This is a genomic window from Rhodopirellula baltica SH 1, assembly GCF_000196115.1.
Classification (GTDB): domain Bacteria; phylum Planctomycetota; class Planctomycetia; order Pirellulales; family Pirellulaceae; genus Rhodopirellula; species Rhodopirellula baltica.
Window position 1 is genome coordinate 5,307,566 of record NC_005027.1, and the last position, 19,514, is coordinate 5,327,079.

General features: G+C 56.1%; 15 protein-coding genes. 9 read left to right on the forward strand and 6 right to left on the reverse strand.

The features are described from left to right. Positions 1-33: 33 nt before the first annotated feature. Both RB_RS20210 and metH read right to left on the reverse strand, forming a co-directional pair. Positions 34-1,362, reverse strand: a complete 1,329-nt coding sequence (locus RB_RS20210; RefSeq protein ID WP_164922280.1) for an ArnT family glycosyltransferase — start codon at positions 1,360-1,362, stop codon at positions 34-36. Beyond that, on the reverse strand, positions 1,349-5,053 hold the full coding sequence (gene metH / locus RB_RS20215) for a methionine synthase (protein ID WP_164922281.1): 3,705 nt from the start codon (positions 5,051-5,053) through the stop codon (positions 1,349-1,351). The genes RB_RS20210 and metH overlap by 14 nt, the downstream gene beginning before the upstream one ends. 355 nt (positions 5,054-5,408) lie before the next feature. Between metH and RB_RS20220 the strand changes: the two genes are divergently transcribed. The 3 genes from RB_RS20220 (at position 5,409) to RB_RS28615 (ending at position 6,655) form a co-directional block, all read left to right on the forward strand. After that, a complete protein-coding gene (locus RB_RS20220) occupies positions 5,409-6,245 on the forward strand; it encodes an amidohydrolase family protein (RefSeq protein WP_164922282.1) in 837 nt (278 codons plus the stop codon). A 126-nt stretch (positions 6,246-6,371) separates the two neighbouring features. Beyond that, positions 6,372-6,560: a hypothetical protein gene (locus RB_RS20225; RefSeq protein WP_164922283.1), complete on the forward strand. Its 189-nt coding sequence runs from the start codon at positions 6,372-6,374 to the stop codon at positions 6,558-6,560. Further along, positions 6,479-6,655 carry a hypothetical protein gene (locus RB_RS28615; protein ID WP_164922960.1) on the forward strand — a complete coding sequence of 59 codons (177 nt, stop codon included), beginning with the start codon at positions 6,479-6,481 and terminating at the stop codon, positions 6,653-6,655. Before RB_RS20225 ends, RB_RS28615 begins: the two co-directional genes overlap by 82 nt. Before the next feature lie 124 nt (positions 6,656-6,779). Here RB_RS28615 and RB_RS20235 read toward each other — a convergent pair whose 3' ends face one another. The 3 genes from RB_RS20235 to ilvN form a co-directional block, all read right to left on the reverse strand. Next, entirely contained in the window at positions 6,780-7,409 is a 630-nt protein-coding gene (locus RB_RS20235) for a DUF4254 domain-containing protein (RefSeq protein ID WP_011122508.1), read from the reverse strand. A gap of 4 nt (positions 7,410-7,413) precedes the next feature. Beyond that, on the reverse strand, positions 7,414-8,418 hold the full coding sequence (gene ilvC / locus RB_RS20240) for a ketol-acid reductoisomerase (protein WP_007339869.1): 1,005 nt from the start codon (positions 8,416-8,418) through the stop codon (positions 7,414-7,416). A gap of 61 nt (positions 8,419-8,479) precedes the next feature. After that, on the reverse strand, positions 8,480-9,019 hold the full coding sequence (gene ilvN, locus RB_RS20245) for an acetolactate synthase small subunit (protein WP_007339870.1): 540 nt from the start codon (positions 9,017-9,019) through the stop codon (positions 8,480-8,482). A 323-nt stretch (positions 9,020-9,342) separates the two neighbouring features. On the opposite strand from ilvN, the gene RB_RS20250 reads away from it, so the two are divergent. From RB_RS20250 to hemW, 3 genes are read left to right on the forward strand one after another with little or no spacing between them, the layout of a single operon-like run. Beyond that, positions 9,343-10,146, forward strand: a complete 804-nt coding sequence (locus RB_RS20250; protein WP_007327962.1) for a segregation and condensation protein A — start codon at positions 9,343-9,345, stop codon at positions 10,144-10,146. Continuing rightward, on the forward strand, positions 10,146-10,985 hold the full coding sequence (locus RB_RS20255; protein ID WP_007339871.1) for an MBL fold metallo-hydrolase: 840 nt from the start codon (positions 10,146-10,148) through the stop codon (positions 10,983-10,985). Before RB_RS20250 ends, RB_RS20255 begins: the two co-directional genes overlap by 1 nt. Before the next feature lies 1 nt (position 10,986). Further along, complete coding sequence (gene hemW / locus RB_RS20260; RefSeq protein ID WP_011122512.1) at positions 10,987-12,156, forward strand: radical SAM family heme chaperone HemW; 1,170 nt, start codon at positions 10,987-10,989, stop codon at positions 12,154-12,156. Positions 12,157-12,565: 409 nt separating this feature from the next. On the opposite strand, the gene RB_RS20265 is transcribed toward hemW, so the two are convergent. Then, positions 12,566-13,303, reverse strand: coding sequence for an AraC family transcriptional regulator (locus tag RB_RS20265; RefSeq protein WP_011122515.1), 738 nt, complete (start codon positions 13,301-13,303; stop codon positions 12,566-12,568). A 136-nt stretch (positions 13,304-13,439) separates the two neighbouring features. On the opposite strand from RB_RS20265, the gene RB_RS20270 reads away from it, so the two are divergent. From RB_RS20270 to RB_RS20285, 3 genes are all read left to right on the forward strand, one after another. Further along, entirely contained in the window at positions 13,440-14,546 is a 1,107-nt protein-coding gene (locus RB_RS20270) for a 6-bladed beta-propeller (RefSeq protein ID WP_231845831.1), read from the forward strand. 70 nt (positions 14,547-14,616) lie between these two features. After that, positions 14,617-17,841: a DUF1553 domain-containing protein gene (locus RB_RS20275; protein ID WP_011122517.1), complete on the forward strand. Its 3,225-nt coding sequence runs from the start codon at positions 14,617-14,619 to the stop codon at positions 17,839-17,841. 199 nt (positions 17,842-18,040) lie between these two features. Continuing rightward, positions 18,041-19,474 (forward strand): DUF1501 domain-containing protein, encoded by a 1,434-nt coding sequence (locus RB_RS20285; protein ID WP_164922285.1) that lies wholly within the window; start codon positions 18,041-18,043, stop codon positions 19,472-19,474. Positions 19,475-19,514 lie beyond the last annotated feature (40 nt).

Here is a 19,514-nt window from a genome sequence, read left to right on the forward strand (position 1 = left end):
TGATCTTGAGTGCCCGTATTCTGGCGAATCCGGCTACGTCGGTTTGGTTTGATCCGCTTGTCTTGGCACCATGCCACACGCGACTGCCACGGCCAACATGGGAATGACCGGTGAACGCATCCGTGGGTTGCTCCAGTACACACTGTGCACTGCGGTCAGCGTGATCACCAACGCGAACGCAGGCCAAGCGTTGGGATGCCACCACAAACGCCAGTGCTTGGCAATTCCCAACACAGCCATCCACAACAGTCCCGTCTGATACAGCCCGATCACCAGCACGACCATCATCGATCGATCGGGCGTGCGGGCAGGAAACGGATGCCAAAGACTCGTCGCCCGAGCGATGCACGACCAAGCAAACATCGCCGGCCGATTCGAGATGGTGGACTTGGCCATCTCGTAGGCCACTCGATCATCCGAGACTTCGTCGAACCCCCTTTCGCGAGCTTCGTACTCAGCGAAGAACTCAGTCGGATCCCACGGCGTGCGTTCCCAAGGTTTCCATTCAATCGATGACTTGTCCAACGAGTCATAAAACGAATCGTTGTTGGCCAGCAGCAATGTGTAGCCACCGTGAGTGGTCGCCCAAATCGGGTGACCAAGCTGCGACACATTCCTCAACGTCCACAGTCCAACGGTTGCAACGAGAATCAAACCCACGACGCCGACACGGGCCAATCGCCTTGTCCGACAACTCGGACCGATGAAAAACAACGCCGGAATCAACATCGCCGCCCAAACCAAGAACGTCGGCCGGCATAACACGGTGAGCGACAACAATCCGCCAAAGACAACGGCATCAATGATCGGTCGCGAAGGTGATCGGTCACATGAATTGATCAGGTCACCGTCGTCCAATGTGACAACAGCGGGATTGGGGTTCATCCTCGCCACCCACCACCACCAAACCATCACGGTCAGTGCCGTAGCGATGGTCTCCGTCATCACCAGAGTCGATTGCCACAGCAGCATCGGATCAATCGTCACCAGTGCCGCTGCGATCCAAGCAACTCGCTCGGACCACCACCTGCGAGCGACATCCCAGGTCAAAACGATCGTCAGAACACCCAAACACACATGCAACATGGCCACCCAACCGGACGCCAAACTGCCATCCGCATCGACGAAGAACGATAGCAACCACGGGTACAACGGCGGTCGAAACGCGGTCGGGGTTGCCACCTCACTATTGCCCATCAAACCGAATGTACCGGTTTGGGCCAGCGTTTCCGCGATCACTCGATAGGCATCCGGATCCGCATCCAACGAATCCAGTTTGGCCAGCACGATCGAACCTCGCACTAAAAATGCGAGGATGATCCCACTGACCAACCACAGCCACCGACGATCAGGATGGGTCATACGCCAAGTTGGGTGACAACCAACGCTCAACTTCCGAAATTGGCCAGCCCTTGCGAGCCGCATACGATTCGATTTGATCCTTCGTCATTCGGTCGACGGTGAAGTATTTGGCATCGGGGTGTGAGAAGTACAAACCGCTGACACTGGCTCCTGGCGACATCGCATAGCTCTCGGTCAGGTTGATCCCGGTGTTCTTCTCGGCTTCCAACAAGTCAAACAGCGTTCGCTTCTCCGTGTGATCGGGACACGCAGGATAGCCAGCCGCCGGCCGAATGCCGCGGTACTTCTCCGCGATCATGTCCTCGTTGGACAGGTTCTCTTCCTTGCCGTATTGCCATTGCTGGCGGACTTGTTGATGCAAGTATTCCGCGAAGGCTTCCGCACAACGATCGGCCACCGCCGAAGCAATGATCGAACTCTCGTCATCCAGCTCCTTTTTGAATCGCATCGACAATTCTTCCGCACCCAATCCAGCGGTCACGGCAAAGCCACCGAGGTAGTCCTTGCGACCACTATCGACTGGGGCGATGTAGTCGGCCAGCGAGCGAAAATCCTTTTGCCCGCGACGCTCCCACTGCTGACGCAAGCAATGGAATCGCGTGCGTTCTTCGGTGCGAGACTCGTCGGTGTAAACGATGATGTCATCGCCGTCCGATGCCGCTGGCCAGAAACCATACACGCCTTTGGCTCGGATCAGCTTTTCATCGATGACTCGGTCAAGCATCTTGTTCGCTTTCTCGAACACTTCTTTCGCGATCGGACCGACGGTTTCGTCTTGGAAGATCTTCGGGTACTTGCCCTTCAGTTCCCAAGTCATGAAATACGGCGACCAATCGATGTATTCGCGAAGCGTTGCCAGCGGGAAGTCCTCAAGAACCTTCGTTCCAATGAACTCCGGTTGGTCGATGCGAACCGTTTCCCAATCCGTTTGGAACCGTTTCTCGAGAGCTTGTTCATAAGAAACCAAAGTCTGTTTGCGTTCGCGAAAACTGCTGACCAGCTTCTCTTGTTCGCTGACATTGGCTTCCAAGAATGCATCGCGAGACTCATCGCTGAGCAACTTCTCTACGACACCCACGCTGCGACTGGCATCCAAAACGTGCAGTACCGGACCATCGTAAGCCGGTGCGATCCGAACCGCCGTGTGCTTGGCACTGGTTGTTGCACCACCGACCAACAACGGCTTCTTCATCCCAATACGTTTCATCTCACGAGCGACGTGAACCATTTCATCGAGGCTGGGTGTGATCAGCCCTGACAGACCGATCATGTCGGCGTCTTGCTTGACGGCTTCCTCCAGGATTTTCTCACTGGAAACCATCACGCCCAAGTCAATCACCTCGTAGTTATTGCACTGCAGCACCACACCGACGATGTTTTTGCCGATGTCATGCACGTCGCCTTTGACCGTCGCGATCAGGAACTTGCCGCGGGCCTTGTGATCTTGCGTTCCGGACTCAATTTTTTCCTGTTCCATGAACGGTTCAAGATAAGCGACCGCTTTCTTCATCACGCGTGCGGACTTCACGACCTGAGGCAAGAACATCTTGCCTTGGCCGAACAAATCGCCGACCACGCTCATGCCAGCCATCAATGGACCTTCGATGATATGCAAGCATTTGTCGTAGTGCTGGCGAGCCTCTTCTGTATCCTCGACGATGTACTTGTCGATGCCCTTGATCAGAGCATGCTTCATCCGTTCTTCGATCGAGTTCTCTCGCCAAGTCAGGTCTTCGCCGGACTTTTTCTTGCCGCTGCCTTTGACCGTCTCTGCGAATTCCAACATCCGATCGGTCGCGTCATCACGACGATTCCAAAGCACATCCTCGACATGCTCAAGCAAGTCCTTCGGGATCTCTTCGTAAACTTCCAACTGCCCCGCGTTGACGATCCCCATGTCCAAACCAGCTTTCACCGCTCGGTAAAGAAACGCACTGTGGATGGCTTCGCGAACTGGATCGTTGCCACGGAAACTGAAGCTGATGTTGCTGACACCGCCGCTGGTCTTCGCACCGGGACATTCTTTCTTAATCCGCTCAACCGCGTTGACGAAATCAACCGCGTAGTTGTTGTGCTCCTCCATCCCCGTCGCAACGGTCAGGATGTTGGGGTCAAAAATGATGTCTTCGGGTGGGAAATGAACTTCATTGACCAACAAGTCATACGCCCGTTTGCAGATTCGGACCTTGTTGTCTTCGTCGGCTGCTTGGCCTTCTTCGTCAAATGCCATCACGACGGTTGCCGCACCATATTGGCGCACCAACCTTGCACGACGCAGGAACTCTTCCTCGCCGTCCTTCAGAGAGATCGAGTTGACGATCGCTTTGCCCTGCACGTTTTGCAGACCAGCCTCAATGACTTCCCAGCGACTGCTGTCGATCATCACCGGAACGGCGGCCACGACGGAGTCACCCGCAATCAAACGCAGGAATCGCGTCATGGCTTCGACGCCATCGAGCAACGCATCATCGAAGTTCACGTCGATGATCGTCGCACCGTTCTCAACTTGCTCGCGAGCAACCTCAACGGCTTCGTCGTACTCTTCGTTGCGAATCAAACGAGCGAACTTGCGACTGCCCGTCACGTTGGTGCGTTCACCGACCATCGTGAAGGGAATCTCAGGACGCATCACCATCGGCAATTGACCTGACAAACGAGTCCAAACCGGACCGCTCTTGTCTTCTTGCTTGGGTTTGCAACCTTGGACCCGTTCGGTCATCACCCGGATGTGATCGGGAGTGGTACCGCAACATCCGCCTAGAATGTTGATCCAGCCGTTATCCGCGTACTCACCAACGATCTCGGCCATTGGCTTGGGGTCCAAGTCAAACGCGCCCATCTCGTTGGGCAACCCGGCGTTGGGGTGGCAACTGATTGGCAACCCGGTCGCCTTGGACATTTCTTCGACGTGCGGACGCATGATGTCTGGCCCGAGTGCGCAGTTCATCCCAACCGACAACACGGGGAAGTGCGAAAGCGCGGTGACGAAGGCTTCCACGCTTTGACCGCTGACAAACGTTCGCCCGCCCTTGTCGAAGGTCCCCGACACCATCACGGGAACCCGCCGACCACCTTCGTCAAAGTAACGCTGAATCGCAAACAGGCATGACTTCAGGTTCAGCGTGTCGATGGCGGTTTCGGGCAGCAAGATGTCCACGCCGGCTTCGCACAGCGACTTCACTTGGGCGTAGTAACTGTCGGCCAATTTGTCGAACGTGGTCGCTCGGAAGGCCGCGTCCTCGACATCGGTGCTGATGGCGAGCTGCATCGTCGTCGGACCTATCGAACCGGCGACAAACCGAGGCTTGTCGGGTGTCTTCTCGGTCCATTGATCCGCGGCTTTGCGAGCACACGCGACCGCGGCGACGTTGATCTCGTTGACCAGCTCCAGCGGAAGATCGAACTCGACCATCCCGATCGGCGAAGCACCAAACGAGTTCGTTTCGACGATGTCGCTGCCCGCTTCGTAGTACTTGGAGTGGATCTCGGTGATCTTCTCAGGGTGCGTCAGACAAAGGATGTCCGAGAAGTTCTTCAGGTCTTTGTGATGGTCCGCGAACCGGTCGCTACGCACCGCCGCTTCATCCAATTCCAATCGCTGGATCATCGTCCCCATCGCACCATCGAGCATCAAAATGCGTTCGCGGATGAGTTCGGCGAGAAGCTGATCAGTCGACGTGGCTTGCAACATGGATAACCCAAAAGCAGGCGAAGGGATGAAAATCAAAGAGGATGAGAATAGACGCTGTTTTCCCGCACCTTTGAACCGTTATCTTCGTCGCCTACCAACAAACGAGCAACCCGAACGGCAGAGACGAACGCAATTTTCAAATGGGGTGACGAGTGCAACCGAATCTCGGTGACCCTCCACCGAAGTGAGCGCGGGACCGGCAGCGGCCCGTCAGGGACCATTTTGCCGCTTGAGCAGGACACTCCAACCTGCCTTCAGGTTCCCATGCTGGCGTTGCGAGATAGGATGTGGTTCACGCGCGTTCTGCCACGCGAACACCTTCCCCACACCACATTTCTCTATAGAGAAAATCATCATGTTGATCGATTCGCACCACCACCTTTGGGCCTATGATCCGGCAGAATACGGCTGGATCAGCGACGACATGAGCGTCCTACGCCAGGACTTCCTCGCCGCTCAACTTCGCGAAATTGCCAGCGAGAGCGGAGTCGATGGCTTCGTCAGCGTTCAAGCTCGCCAGTCGATGCAGGAAACCGACGACCTGCTAAAAATCGCGAGCGAAGAACCCCTGATTCGCGGCGTGGTCGGCTGGATCGGACTGGCGGATCCCGACATGGAATCTCAGTTGGAATCCGTCTCGGGACGCGACAAACTGGTCGGCATGCGACATGTTGTCCAAGACGAACCAGATGACCGCTTTCTCGATGGCGAAGCGTTCAACCACGGCGTCTCGCTGCTGGGCCAACACAACTTGGTCTATGACATTCTGATCTTCGCCAAACAACTTCCCGCTGCGATCGATTTCGCTGACCGCCACGCAAGTTTGCCGATGGTCGTCGATCACATTGCCAAGCCAACGATCTCGGGCGGCACGATGGATCCCCAGTGGGAACCGCACTTCAGAGAACTCGCTCGCCGCGAACACCTGACCTGCAAATTTTCCGGCGTCGCCACTGAAGTTCGCGACGCGGACTGGGACATCGAAACCATCCGCCCGTACTGGGACGTGGCCCTGGAAGCGTTTGGCCCGAAGCGTCTGATGTTTGGCAGTGACTGGCCCGTGTGCTTGCTCAGAACCGGCCACAAACAATGGCTGGACACCGTTCGCCAACTCGCCTCGGAATTGAGCGAAGACGAACAAGCCGCCTTCTTCACCGACAACGCGATCAAGGCGTATGGATTGGACGCATAAGATGTAGCCGGATTAAAGATGCAGCCGAATTCGCCAAGAATTCGGAGCGTGAGGGGTGCGTTGTCGGATGCTGAGGGGAAATTCACGGCGGAGACCGCCGTGCTACAGGTTGCGGCTCCGTTCCCCATGGCATCCCAACCGACGCTTTGGAACAAAGCGAGGCGTCCCAGCAACGTTCGCAAGATCGCAAATGACCGGCCAATCACCACCGCCAGGTACAACCTGGCCTACGGATTAGCAACGTTCTTTCTCGTCAACAAGGCTCTGCAATGCCCATCCGAATTCCTGGCGAATTCGGAGACACACGCCACGTAGGCCATGTTCCACATGGCATCCCAACCGATGCTTTGGAACAAAGCGAGGCGAGCACAGAAAGATGTAGCCGGATTCGCCAAGAATTCGGAGCGTGAGGGGTGCGTTGCCGGATGCTGAGGGGAAGTTCACGGCGGAGACCGCCGTGCTACAGGTTGCCCGCCGACACGGCTTGCCCATGCCCGTCCGAATTCTTGGCGAATCCGGCTACGGAGACCTGGCCTACGAGTCCGACATTTCAGGGTTGAGGCTGGGGTCGTTGTACATCTTCATTTGCCGGTACGTCTTGTGACGTTTGCGGCCAGCGAAAATGTCATCGATCAAGGTTTGCAGCGACGCTGACAGATCCGCATGCTGGACTTGGCAGAGCAACCACCTTGCCTCCACCTTGGATCGGTGTTCGGCATCCACATCCTGCCGCTGCAACTGCTCGGCATAGTGGAACAGGCGCAGTGACATGATCGACAACCGATCGATCGCACTGCCGGGCGTCTCGGTGTTGATCGGAGCGTCTTCAGCAACCACCACGCTCGATTGCTGGATGGATTCCGTGATCGCATCGTCCAGCTTTTCGATCCAATCGTTTCGCTGTTGATTCAGCCGATCGATGGAACGTTTGACTTCAGCGATGCGAGCGTCGGTCACGCTTGGATTGCGTGCGACGTCTTCTTCGTGCCACAACTCAAAATTGAAAGCATGTTGTTGGCACACCCATCTCAGCCAACCCGAGTACGGGTTGGCCATGGGCTCATCGTGCCACCGGCGGACGCAATCGATTTGCAATTGCGTCCAGTCTTGGACCGAACCGGTGACCTTTGGAGTGCGGCCTGAATCTTCAACGGGGCCGCCCACCGGATCAAACTTCTTTTTCGTCGATCCAGTTCATCATGCGGCGAAGGCCGAGACCGATTTGCTCGACACCGTGCAGACGTTCGCGACGACGGGTTGCCTTGAAGAAAGGAGCACCCGCACGGTTTTCGCTGATCCACTTGCGAGCGAATTCGCCTTGTTGGATCTCTTCGAGAACCTTCTTCATTTCGGCTTTGGTTTCATCGGTGATGATACGTGGGCCAGTGACGTAATCGCCGTATTCAGCGGTGTTGCTGATGCTGTATCGCATGTAGCTCAAACCACCTTCGTACAACAAATCGACGATCAACTTCAGCTCGTGCATACACTCGAAGTAAGCCATTTCAGGCTGGTAACCAGCTTCGACCAGAGTGTCAAAACCAGCTTTGACCAATTCGCTGACACCGCCGCACAAGACAACTTGTTCGCCGAACAAGTCGGTTTCGGTTTCTTCGGCGAAGGTGGTTTCGATGACACCACCGCGAGTTCCGCCGATGCCCTTGGCGTATGCCAAACCAATTTGCTTGGTGGTTTCCGATGCACCTTCACCCAGTGCGATCAATGCGGGAACGCCGCCACCCTTTTCGTACTCGCTGCGGACCAAGTGGCCGGGGCCCTTGGGGGCGACGAGCAGAGTGTCGATGCCCTTGGGAGGATCGATTTGACCAAAGTGAATGTTGAAACCGTGCGAGCACATCAACACGTTGCCTTCGGACAGGTTGTCACGAATCGAATCGCGATAGATGTCCGCTTGAACTTCATCGGGAAGCAACACGTTGATGACGTCGGCTGCCTTGGTGGCTTCTGCGATCGACATGGGCTCGAACCCATGCGAGACGGCCAAGTCGTAGTTCGCACTGCCGGGACGCTGGCCGATGATGACCTCGCAACCGCTGTCACGCAGGTTTTGAGCTTGGGCGTGTCCTTGCGAACCGTAACCCAAGATCGCGACCTTCTTGCCTTTCAGGTGAGATAGGTCGGCATCGTTTTCGTAGTAAATGGTGGCTGCCATGAGAAGTCACTCAGGGTGTGTGGGGAAAGATGATTTGGAAGGGATCGGTACTGAATCGGTGTTAGGCTTGGACGGTTTCTGCAGCGGGCTCACTCGAGGTGACTTGCGAACCACTGCGAACCATCGCGATTCGGCCCGTGCGGACCAATTCGACGATGCCATAGCGATCGATTCGTTCGATGAAAGCCTGGACCTTGTTGGCTCGGCCGCTGATTTCGATCATCACTTCCCCTTCGCCGACATCGACGATTTGACCGCGGAAGATATCGACCAATTCGCGAATTTCGCTGCGGACGCCACCAGCGGGAGCGGTGACTTTGACCAGCAGGAGATCGCGTTCGACGTAATCGTTGGAGCTGATATCCAGCACACGCACGACCGTGACGATTTTCTCGAGTTGTTTGCGGACTTGGTCGAGGACTTGGTCGTCGCCGACAACGACAAACGTCATTCGCGAAAGCGTTGGATCTTCCGTTTCACCGACAGCCAACGAATCAATGTTGTAACCGCGGGAAGCGAGCATTCCGGAAATGTGTGCAAGCACTCCGGGCACGTTTTGAACGAGCGCCGAGAGCAAATGACGTTGGTTGGGACTGGCCATGAAAATGCCTGTGAGTCGCCATGTGAGAGCAAAAAAGATCGCCAATCGCGTCGAAGACGCGACAAATACAACGGAAGGGTCGCGATCAAGAGCGACGCATGATAATTTTGGAGGTTGACGCTGCCAAGGGCTTCGGGCCAATCGCTGCAAACTCGCTGCCCGATCTGCCGGGACAGAGCACTTCCAGACGCCGAATGTTCGCTGATAGCTCCGCTTCGGCACCCGATTCCGCCGGAACCAGCTCGCCTCTCGAACCTGTTCCTCCCGTTTTTGTCCCTCATTCACCTACTTTCAGCCCTTTCCGATCCTGAGCGACCCACTGCATGAGCTTTCGCATCGATTTGCCGGTCTATCGAGGGCCAATCGATCTGCTGCTGTACTTGGTCCGCCGCCAAGAATTGTCGCTGACGGAGATGTCGCTGGCCAAAGTGGTCGACCAATACGTCGCTCACTTGGATGTGCTCCAGGAACTTGATCTGGGCGAAGTCGGTGATTTCCTGGAACTGGCCGCCACCTTGGTGGAAATGAAAAGCCAGGCTGTTTTGCCCAAGATTGAGGATGAAACCGAAGAAGAAACGGTCGAGGACACGCACGAAGCGTTGGTCGAACGCCTGCTGCAATACAAAGAAATTCGCGACGCGGCAGCGGTCCTGGACGAAATGTCCGCTCGTTGGCAAACCCGATTTGAACGCGTCGCCGACGACCTCCCGACCCGCCGCAACGACCCCGCCGATCAACCCATCGTCGAACTGGAAATTTGGGACTTGGTCAGTGCTTTCGGACGGATCATGCGTGAATCCGCCGGGCCGCCAGCCACCGAGGTCATTTACGACGACACCCCCATTCACGTCTACATGCAAAAGATCCACAAAGAATTGGCGGCCCACCCCCGCGTTCCGCTGGTCGATTTGGTGCCCGCCGGGCAACACAAATCGGCCTACATCGGTTGGTTCCTGGCCATGTTGGAACTGACTCGGCACCACGGTGCCGCAGTCGACCAAAACGACCAAGGTGAAATCGAAGTCGTGCGGACCGAACGCTATTCAGACAATTTGAACGTCAACGAAGTCGACAACTACGGCACCGACTCGATCGACAACAGCAACATGCCGATCCGGATGCGTTGATGGTCGACAACATTCCAATTCTCTCGCATGTCCATGATGGACTGACGATCGAGGGCTATTCGCGTGCCGCCGTGCAAACTTGCTGGCGTGTCAACGAACTCAAACTCCTGTTTGATGTCGGGGTCCAACCCTGGGACTTCATGGGCACGCCGACCATGTTCATCTCGCATGCGCACCTGGATCACATCGCGGCCCTCCCCGCGTACGTGTCTCGGCGACGAATGATGAAGATGGACCCGCCCGTCATTTACCTGCCCGATTCAGCGGTCGACATGGCCTGGAAGATGTTGCAAACCTTCCGCAGCCTTGATCGCGGTGCGATGCCATGCGAACTGGTCGGATTGCTCGATGGCGACGAAACCAAAATCGGTCGCGAGTACGTTGTGAAGTCAATGAACGTGCATCACACGATCGATGCACTCGGGTTCATCGTCTATCAACGTCGTCACAAACTCAAACCCGAGTACCTGGACCTGCCCGGCGAAAAAATTCGCGATCTTAAAATGGCAGGCACCGAGATCACCACCGAGCAACGTGTGCCGGTGTTCGCTTACACCGGCGACACGTCACCCAAGGGATTGGATAACAACCCCGAGTTCTATGAGTCCAAAATTTTGATCAGCGAACTCACGTTTGCTGCGCCCGAACATCGTCGATCGAAAATCCACAAACATGGTCACATGCACGTGGATGACTATCGCGAACGAGCGGACAACTTTAAAAACGAACTGATCATCGGGTCTCACGCCAGCACGCGTTACACCGACGTCCAAATCCGACGCTTTGTCAAAAAGGCATTGCCCGGCATGCTGGACGACCGGCTGAAACTCTGGATCTAACATGACGTGCATCCCTCCCGGCGGCTGGCCCCAACCACAGTCGCTGTATGTGCACGTTCCGTTCTGTCGTCATCGATGTGGCTATTGCAACTTCAGCGTGATCGCGGGCCGCGATGAGTTGCAGGATCAGTACCTCGATGCCGTCGAGCGTGAACTCAAAGGCATCGACAACTCCTCGCATGAATTGCCGCTGCGAACGATCTTCTTAGGCGGCGGCACACCAACGCGTTTGTCAGCCACACGTCTGCAGCGACTGCATCGAGCGATCTCGAATGCATTCCCGATCGCCGATGACGCTGAGATCACCGCGGAAGCCAACCCCGAAGACATCTCGCCTGAGTGCCTGGATGCTTTGCAAGCCATCGGAGTCAATCGAATCAGCCTCGGCGTTCAATCGTTTGACGCCGAAAAATTGCGATGCCTCGAACGCGGCCATGACGAATCCATCGCACTCTCCGCGATCGAATCCGCTCACCGACGAGTCGGCAATGTCTCGATCGATCTGATCTTTGGTGCCCCCAACGAATCCCTCGCGACTTGGCAAAACGATTTGTCGATCGCGGCAGCCTCCTCGATCTCGCATGTCTCCACCTATGCCCTGACATTCGAAAAAGGCACTTCGTTTTGGTCACGGCGTTCGCGTGGCGATCTATCGGAAACTGATGAGACGCTGGAACTGCAAATGTACGAAGCCGCTCAACAACAATTCTCAATCGACGGTTGGCAGCAGTACGAGATCAGCAGTTTCGCAAGAGGTGCCACGCGATGCCAACACAACCTGGCTTATTGGGCGGGACGTGGTTGGCACGCCGTTGGTCCCGGAGCCGCACGCTTCGTTGACGGTCGACGCGAAGTCAACCATCGCAGCACAACGACGTACCTCAAACGCATGCTGGCCGGCGGAAATGCAACCGATGAAACGGAGGCGATCACATTGGAACAGTACGCTCGTGAACTGGCCGCGTTTGGCGTGCGTCAACTCGACGGGATCGACCTTTCCACGATTGATAACCGAACTTCAATCGACTTGGAAACCTTGCTTGCGAAAACGCTGACGAAACTTCAGTCGATGGAATTGGTCACGCACGAGAACCACCACCTCAGGCTCACCTGCCGCGGCATCTTGTTTGCTGACACCGTTGCAACCGCACTGCTGTCCGAGCCAGAGTAGAACCGTTGTCCTCAACTGTTTGCGTGGCTGGGTCGCTTCGCAGAAAAGTGGGATGCGAATGAAAGGAACGTCAGCATCTTTGCTTAGCGCGGTGGAAGATCAGCGAGACCGTTTGTTTGAATCTCAGGATGGCTTGGCGGGGAACGCTGCCCGACGGAACAATTGAGGACAATTGTTCTACTCTGTCACTTCGGACACTCAACCAGAGTAGAACCGTTGTCCTCAACTGTTTGCGTGGCTGGTTCGCTTCGCGGAAAAGTGGGATGCGAATGTGTGGAACTTCAACGTCTTTGCTTCACGCGATGGAGGATCAGCAAGACCGTTTGTTTGAATCTCGGCATGGCTTGGCGAGGGAACGTTGCCTGACGGAACAATTGAGGACAATTGTTCTACTCTGTGGGCGCTGCGTTCAGCTCTGTTTGCGTTTGCGATACTCAGTCGGCGACATCTTCATGATGCGTTGAAAACTGCGACTGAAGTGTGCGTGGTCATAGAAGCCGCAACTCTGTGCGATCGTGGTCACACGCTCATCCGTTTCTCGCAACCATCGCGCCGCATTCTCCACTCGAACGCGAATCAAATACTGGCGGGGTGACGCACCAAACGCCAAACGAAATCGCCTCTCAAAATGACTTGCCGACAACCCCGCCATCTCAGCCAAGTGCCCCGTCGGAATGTCTTCGCGATAGTGAGCGTGGATGTACTCCATCACCTTCTCCAACGAGTCCGCGCTGCCCGACTGCATCCTTTCGACTTGACGTGAAAACCCCGCGACACCGATCACTCGTCCACGGCGATCCTTCAGCGGAATCTTGCTGGTCGTGACCAACCGCGGCGACCCGGCTTCTTCGGGCGCACTTTCAATTCGGTTGATGATCGCTTCTTTCGATTCCATCACCTGCAAATCGTCTTCTCGATATTCGTCCGCCCGTGTCTTCGGAAAGAAGTCGTGATCGGTCTTCCCGATTGCTTCCGACTCGGACAACACGCCGCAGTATTCACAACCACGACGATTCAGCGCCATGAACCTGCCCTCGCGATCTTTGACGAAAAAGGACACATCCGGCAACCAATCAAAGAGCTTCAAAATCTCCTGACCGGGAGCCAAGCGAGCGAAAAACGCTTGTCTATTGAGTGTCTTTTTCATGCTGTTTTTTTACACAAGAATAATCGCTTCATGCAAGACAACCAACGTTTTCCCAGCGAAACTGGTCTCCGAATCAATCGTTCCCGCGCGGTACCTCGTTCCGCTCGTCCCCATCACTTCACCTGGATCTCGACCCTTGACCCAGACACCCCGCCGCAACTTCTTGCAGAAAACCGCCGTCACCGCTCTCGCCGCGACCGCTGCCACTCGCACGTTGACCGCCGCGCCGCCCAAGGACGAACCCGAGATCATCGGCCACGGTGATTATCGCTATCGTGTGATTCGTGACTGGGCCCAAATCAGTGCACTCCGAACGCCGCTTCTTAACTGTCACGAAATGGTGCAGGACAAACGCGGCCGGTTGTTCATGATTGGTGACCACACCGACAACAACATCCTCGTCTTTGACAAATCCGGCAAACTGCTGGATGCCTGGGGAACCATCTTCCCCGGCGGTCACGGGCTCAGCCTGATGGACGAAGGTGACGAAGAGTTCCTGTTGATCACCGATGGCGGATGGACCCTGGATCGCAACGGTAAAGCGATCCGCAACAACGGCCGCGTGACCAAGATGTCGCTGGATGGCCGCATCCTGTTTGACATCGGCCATCCACAAACCATTGGCATCTACAACGCTGGTGATCCGTTCTGCCCAACCGAAACCACCGTCGGTCCCAATGGGGACATCTATGTGGCTGATGGCTACGGCAAGGACTATGTGATTCAGTACAACAGCAACGGCGAATACATTCGCCACTGGGGTGGGCACAACAACGAAGACCCCAACATGAATCTGAAGAACGCCCATGGAGTCGCACTCGACACCCGTGACCCGAATCAACCTTTGATCGTCTGCACCTCACGCAGCGAATGTTGCTTCAAGTTCTTCACATTGGATGGCCAATACGTGAAGACGGTTTCGCTGCCGAACATGCGAGTTTGTCGTCCGGTCATCGACGACCAAAACTTGTACGCGGGAGTCTGCTGGTCCCAACCGCGTTCGGGAGGATCGCCTTGGGCCGGTCACACCGGATTCATGACCGTCCTGGAAGGCGACCAAGTCGTCTCCAACCCAGGTGGTTCCGAACCGGAGTACATCGATGGCGTGCTTCAGAATTCTTATCAGCTTGAAAGCCAGCCGATCATGCACGGCCATGACGTTTGCGTCGACGAAGACAAAAACCTGTACGTGTGCCAGTGGAACGCCAACCACACGCCACCAATCAAGCTCGAACGAATCTAGTCCACGTTGGAGTCTGCCCGCCCGGACCGTTTCGCACCCCAGCAACCTTCCCCACAGCTGCTAATCCACCATGTTCGTTTCGCTTCGTTCTCTCATCCCTTTCCTGCTCGTTTGGCCGACGGTCACTTCCGCCGTTGTCTTCGCTGAAGATGACATTGACTTCAACCGTGACATCCGGCCGATCCTTTCGGACCGTTGTTACTTTTGCCACGGTCCTGACGATGGCACCCGAGAAGCGGACCTGCGTTTGGACATCCGCGAAGACGCGGCGTACGTGTTGGAATCAGATGAACTGCTGGATCGAGTCCAAAGCGATGATCCCGATCTGGTGATGCCACCGCCTCACGCGAATCTGGAGCTGACCGACGAGCAGAAAGAGATGCTAAAGCGTTGGATCGACGAAGGAGCTCCTTACGCAGCGCATTGGTCGTTTGAAAAACTACCTCTGACGGTCGAAACGCCCTCGGTCAAACAGGCCGACTGGCCCAAACAAACCATTGACCCCTTTGTTCTGGCCAAAATCGAAGCGGCCGGACAACAGCCCAACCCAGAAGCGGATCCGTTGCGCTGGTTGCGCCGAGTCACGTTGGACTTGACCGGGTTGCCACCATCAGCAGAAACCATTCAAAGCTTTGAGAAAGCCGTCCAGAAAGATCGCGAACGAGCGTATGAAGCGGCGGTCGATCAACTGCTGCAATCATCCGCGTTCGGCGAACACATGTCGATCGCATGGCTCGACGTGGCTCGCTACGCCGATTCCTATGGCTATCAAAGCGACAAGCTCAACACCCAGTGGCCCTATCGCGACTGGGTCGTTCGCGCCCTGAACCAAAACCTTCCGTACGACGATTTCTTGACGTGGCAAATCGCCGGTGACCTGCTGGAAGACCCAATGCGAGACCAGCAACTGGCGACCGCTTTCAATCGCATTCATCGTCTGAACAACGAAGGCGGTGCGGTCTTTGAAGAATGGCGAATCGAGAACGCAGCCGATCGAGTTCACACCTTCAGCACCGCCGTGATGGGACTGACCTTGGAGTGTGCCCGTTGCCACGATCACAAGTACGACCCGATCACCGCTCGCGAATTCTATTCGCTCTCAGCATTCTTCAATTCGATCGACGAGAGCGGCGTTTACGATCGCACTGAGAAAGTCCCCTGCCCGTCGATGCTGCTTCCCACCGAAGAAGAATCCGCGGCACTCGAGCGGTCTCGTCAAGAACTAGCTGCTTCAGAACAACATTACCAAGCGGTCCTTGCCGCTACCAAGGATCGATTCAAGACCAGCGAAGCGGCGTCCATCACCGCTGACGACATTCCTGACCTGCGACTCGCCTTGTCGTTCGATCAAGGCTTCGACAACGCTGTCAAACCCGTTTATCACCCATCCGAGTCCGACCGAGCTTGGGCAAAGATGTGTGACTTGGTTCCCGTCGAAGATTGCCAGATCGCTCGGCTGAATCCAACACTTGCCGATGATGATAAAGCTCGTTTGGCCGCCAAAGACGATTCCAAAGAAGCAGCCTCCAATCAATCCAGCGGTCCGAGCGACCGAATGGCATTGAAGTTGGACGGCGAACGCGGTGTGACCGCTCACGACATTGAACCACTGGATCGTTGGACACCATTCACCGTCGTCGTCACGCTCAACGATCCCGAACGTTCTCCTGAACGCAGCCTGATTGTTCATCACACTCGCGGAACCGACTGTGGCTACAACGGATACGACCTGACGATCCAAGATGGTCACCTCGAATCTCGCATGGCTCGGGTTTGGCCGGGCAACGCCATCAGCGTTCGAACAGTGGAACCCATCCCAGCCAACCAATGGCATCAAGTCGCGGCAACCTACGACGGATCGTCCCAGGCGTCAGGGCTGAAGCTCTTCCTCAATGGGCGTGAACTGGAAACAGTGACGCTGCGAGACGAAGTCAAAAAATCATGCAACGTTGTCGTCGACCATGGCGGAGACTTCGTGATCGGACAACGATTCCGAGCTCGCGGGTTCGCCGGTGGCTTGATCGATGATGTCCGTCTTTACGAACGCAACCTGACATCGCTTGAACTGCAAGTCTTAGCGACCGGCGAAGCTCGACCCGCTGACGCCGCCACGTTCGCATCCGCATTGGATCAAGACGCTCGCGAAGCGTTTGCTCAACTTCGCCAGGCCCGGCACGAATTTGTGATGGCAGAAGAGGTCATCCAAGAAATCCCGATCATGCGTGAGATGGACGAACCTCGCGAAACGCACCTGTTGCTACGCGGGGAATACGATGCCGAAACCAACGAAACCACACGGGTTGAACGAACGGTTCTGAAAGCCATCCCGATTCCGTTCCCTGAAGACGCTCGCAAGGATCGCCTCGGGTTGGCACAATGGATCACGCACCCAGAGCACCCGCTAACCGCTCGCGTTGCCGTCAACCGACTGTGGGGCAACTTCTTCGCCGATCCGTTGGTCCGCACGCCCGAGAACTTTGGTTTGCAAGGTGACCTGCCAACGCATCCGGAGCTTCTCGATTGGTTGGCTCGCGATTTTGTTGATCACGATTGGGACATCCAACGCTTGTGCCGCAACATCGTGCTCTCGGCGACCTATCGTCAAGATTCCCGCTGCACGCAAGAACAATTCAACAGCGACCCGACCAATCGCCTGCTCGCCCGAGGCCCGTCCTATCGACTCGCCGCCGAACAAATTCGCGACCTCGCGTTGGCTGCTTCTGGATTACTCAATCCCGAGATGGGCGGACCTCCGGTGTCGCCTTATCAACCGGGCCAAGACCTTTGGCGAGAATCCAACGGGATGTCGCCGCCGTATCAACAGTCGGTTGGCAAATCGCTCTACCGTCGGTCGCTGTATTCGGTTTGGAAACGCACCGCACCGCTTCCCAACATGATGGTTTTCGATGCATCGTCGCGTGAAGTCTGCACGGTCAAACGATCGCGAACCAACACGCCATTGCAAGCACTCGTGCTGCTCAACGATGAACAATTCATCGAAGCCGCTCGGGTACTGGCAACCGCTTTGATGAGCAACGAGGCACCGGAACAACGAATCGAGAACGCATTCTTGCAACTGGCAGGACGACGTCCCGATCCAACCGAACTGGAAGAACTCGTCACGCTCTATCAACAAGAGCAAACGTTCTTCGAGAAAGACGTTGATTCGGCCAAGAGCTACCTGTCGATCGGCGAACGCGAACTGCCCAGCGAAGTCCCCCTCGCCGAACTCGCAACCACGACCTCACTGTGCCAAGTCATCCTGAACCTGGACGCCACGATTTGGAAACGCTAGCGGCCTGTTGATTTGGTCATATACCGAATGGCAACAATTAGCCGATGGGCGTTAGCCCCGGTTGGCGTCTGACCAACCGCCGCTAACGCGGTGCGGCTCATTCAATCAACAGCCCGCTAGGGCGGTCCATCCCCAAACCGTTTCATCGAACTTCCATGCCACCACCCTTCTCGCCATCTTTCACGCGAGGGAACCCATCATGACTCCTGATTTCTCACTGCAATCCAAACGCCGTGTCTTTCTGAAGCAAGCCACCTCCACCGTCGGTGCCGCCGCGCTGGCGCACTTGCTCGGACGTGACATGGCATCGGCCGCAGCACCCGCTGCAAATCTTGGCGGGATGCACTTTGCTCCCAAAGCAAAACGGATCATCTATCTGTTCCAATCCGGCGGCCCGGCCCAGCAAGACTTGTTCGACCACAAACCGATGCTCGAACAAATGCACGGACGCGAATTGCCTCCCGAGGTTCGTGGCGAGCAACGTTTGACCGGCATGTCGGTGAATCAAAGCTCGTTGCCGGTGGCAGCCTCCAAGTTCAAGTTTGCCCAACATGGACAATCCGGTGCTTGGCTGAGCGAACTGCTACCGTATCACCGGGACATCGTCGACGATGTGTGCTTCATCAAATCAATGCACACCGAAGCGATCAATCACGACCCCGCGATCACGTTCTTTCAAACCGGGTCGCAGATCGCTGGCCGGCCATCGCTCGGTTCGTGGATCTCCTATGGACTGGGAAGCGAAAACGACGACCTTCCCGCCTTTGTGGTGCTGGTCACCAAAGGCCAAGGCGGTCAACCGCTTTACTCACGTTTGTGGGGCAACGGATTCCTGGATTCCAAGTATCAAGGCGTCCAGTTCCGGGGCGGTGAAGATCCCGTGTTGTATCTGTCCAACCCCGAAGGCATCTCGCGCGATCATCGGCGTCAACAACTCGACTCGATCAACCGTTTGAACTCGCACCAGTATCAACGCGAATTTGATCCAGAGATCCAATCGCGGATCGCTCAGTACGAGATGGCGTTCAAGATGCAAACCAGCGTTCCCGATGCGACGGACTTCTCCGACGAACCGGAGTCCACGTTCGACTTGTACGGTGAAGACGCCAAGCAACCCGGGACCTTCGCCGCCAACTGTTTGCTGGCTCGACGATTGGCACAACGAGACGTTCGGTTCATTCAGCTCTACCATCAAGGATGGGACCAACATTCCAACCTGCCAAAGGGAATCGCCGGTCAAGCCAAAGAAACCGACCAGGCATCCGCCGCATTGGTCAAAGACCTCAAGCGTCTGGGAATGCTGGATGACACCCTGGTCATCTGGGGCGGTGAGTTTGGACGCACGTCGTACTCACAAGGCACACTGACGCCGGGCAACTATGGCCGCGACCACCATCCGCGTTGCTTCACGACGTGGATGGCCGGCGGCGGAATCCGTCCCGGAATGAGTTACGGAACGACCGATGAGTTCAGCTACAACGTGGCGGAAAACGGTGTCCACGTGCATGACTTCAATGCCACGATCCTGAACCTGATGGGCATCGATCACGAGCGACTGACATACAAATACCAAGGCCGCCGGTTCCGTTTGACCGATGTGCACGGCCACGTCGTTCGCGATATTCTGGCGTGATCTTACGGCGAGCGTCGCTTGGCATTTGCCATCGAAAGCG

Bases quoted from the DNA above. Each gene is read 5' to 3' on its own strand.
- RB_RS20250 (WP_007327962.1), top strand. From the start codon at position 9,343: ATGAGCTTTCGCATCGATTTGCCGGTCTATCGAGGGCCAATCGATCTG.
- RB_RS20285 (WP_164922285.1), top strand. From the start codon at position 18,041: ATGACTCCTGATTTCTCACTGCAATCCAAACGCCGTGTCTTTCTGAAG.
- RB_RS20220 (WP_164922282.1), top strand. From the start codon at position 5,409: ATGTTGATCGATTCGCACCACCACCTTTGGGCCTATGATCCGGCAGAA.
- RB_RS20275 (WP_011122517.1), top strand. From the start codon at position 14,617: ATGTTCGTTTCGCTTCGTTCTCTCATCCCTTTCCTGCTCGTTTGGCCG.
- RB_RS20265 (WP_011122515.1), bottom strand. From the start codon at position 13,303: ATGAAAAAGACACTCAATAGACAAGCGTTTTTCGCTCGCTTGGCTCCC.
- metH (WP_164922281.1), bottom strand. From the start codon at position 5,053: ATGTTGCAAGCCACGTCGACTGATCAGCTTCTCGCCGAACTCATCCGC.
- ilvC (WP_007339869.1), bottom strand. From the start codon at position 8,418: ATGGCAGCCACCATTTACTACGAAAACGATGCCGACCTATCTCACCTG.
- ilvN (WP_007339870.1), bottom strand. From the start codon at position 9,019: ATGGCCAGTCCCAACCAACGTCATTTGCTCTCGGCGCTCGTTCAAAAC.
- RB_RS20225 (WP_164922283.1), top strand. From the start codon at position 6,372: ATGGCATCCCAACCGACGCTTTGGAACAAAGCGAGGCGTCCCAGCAAC.
- hemW (WP_011122512.1), top strand. From the start codon at position 10,987: ATGACGTGCATCCCTCCCGGCGGCTGGCCCCAACCACAGTCGCTGTAT.
- RB_RS20210 (WP_164922280.1), bottom strand. From the start codon at position 1,362: ATGACCCATCCTGATCGTCGGTGGCTGTGGTTGGTCAGTGGGATCATC.
- RB_RS20255 (WP_007339871.1), top strand. From the start codon at position 10,146: ATGGTCGACAACATTCCAATTCTCTCGCATGTCCATGATGGACTGACG.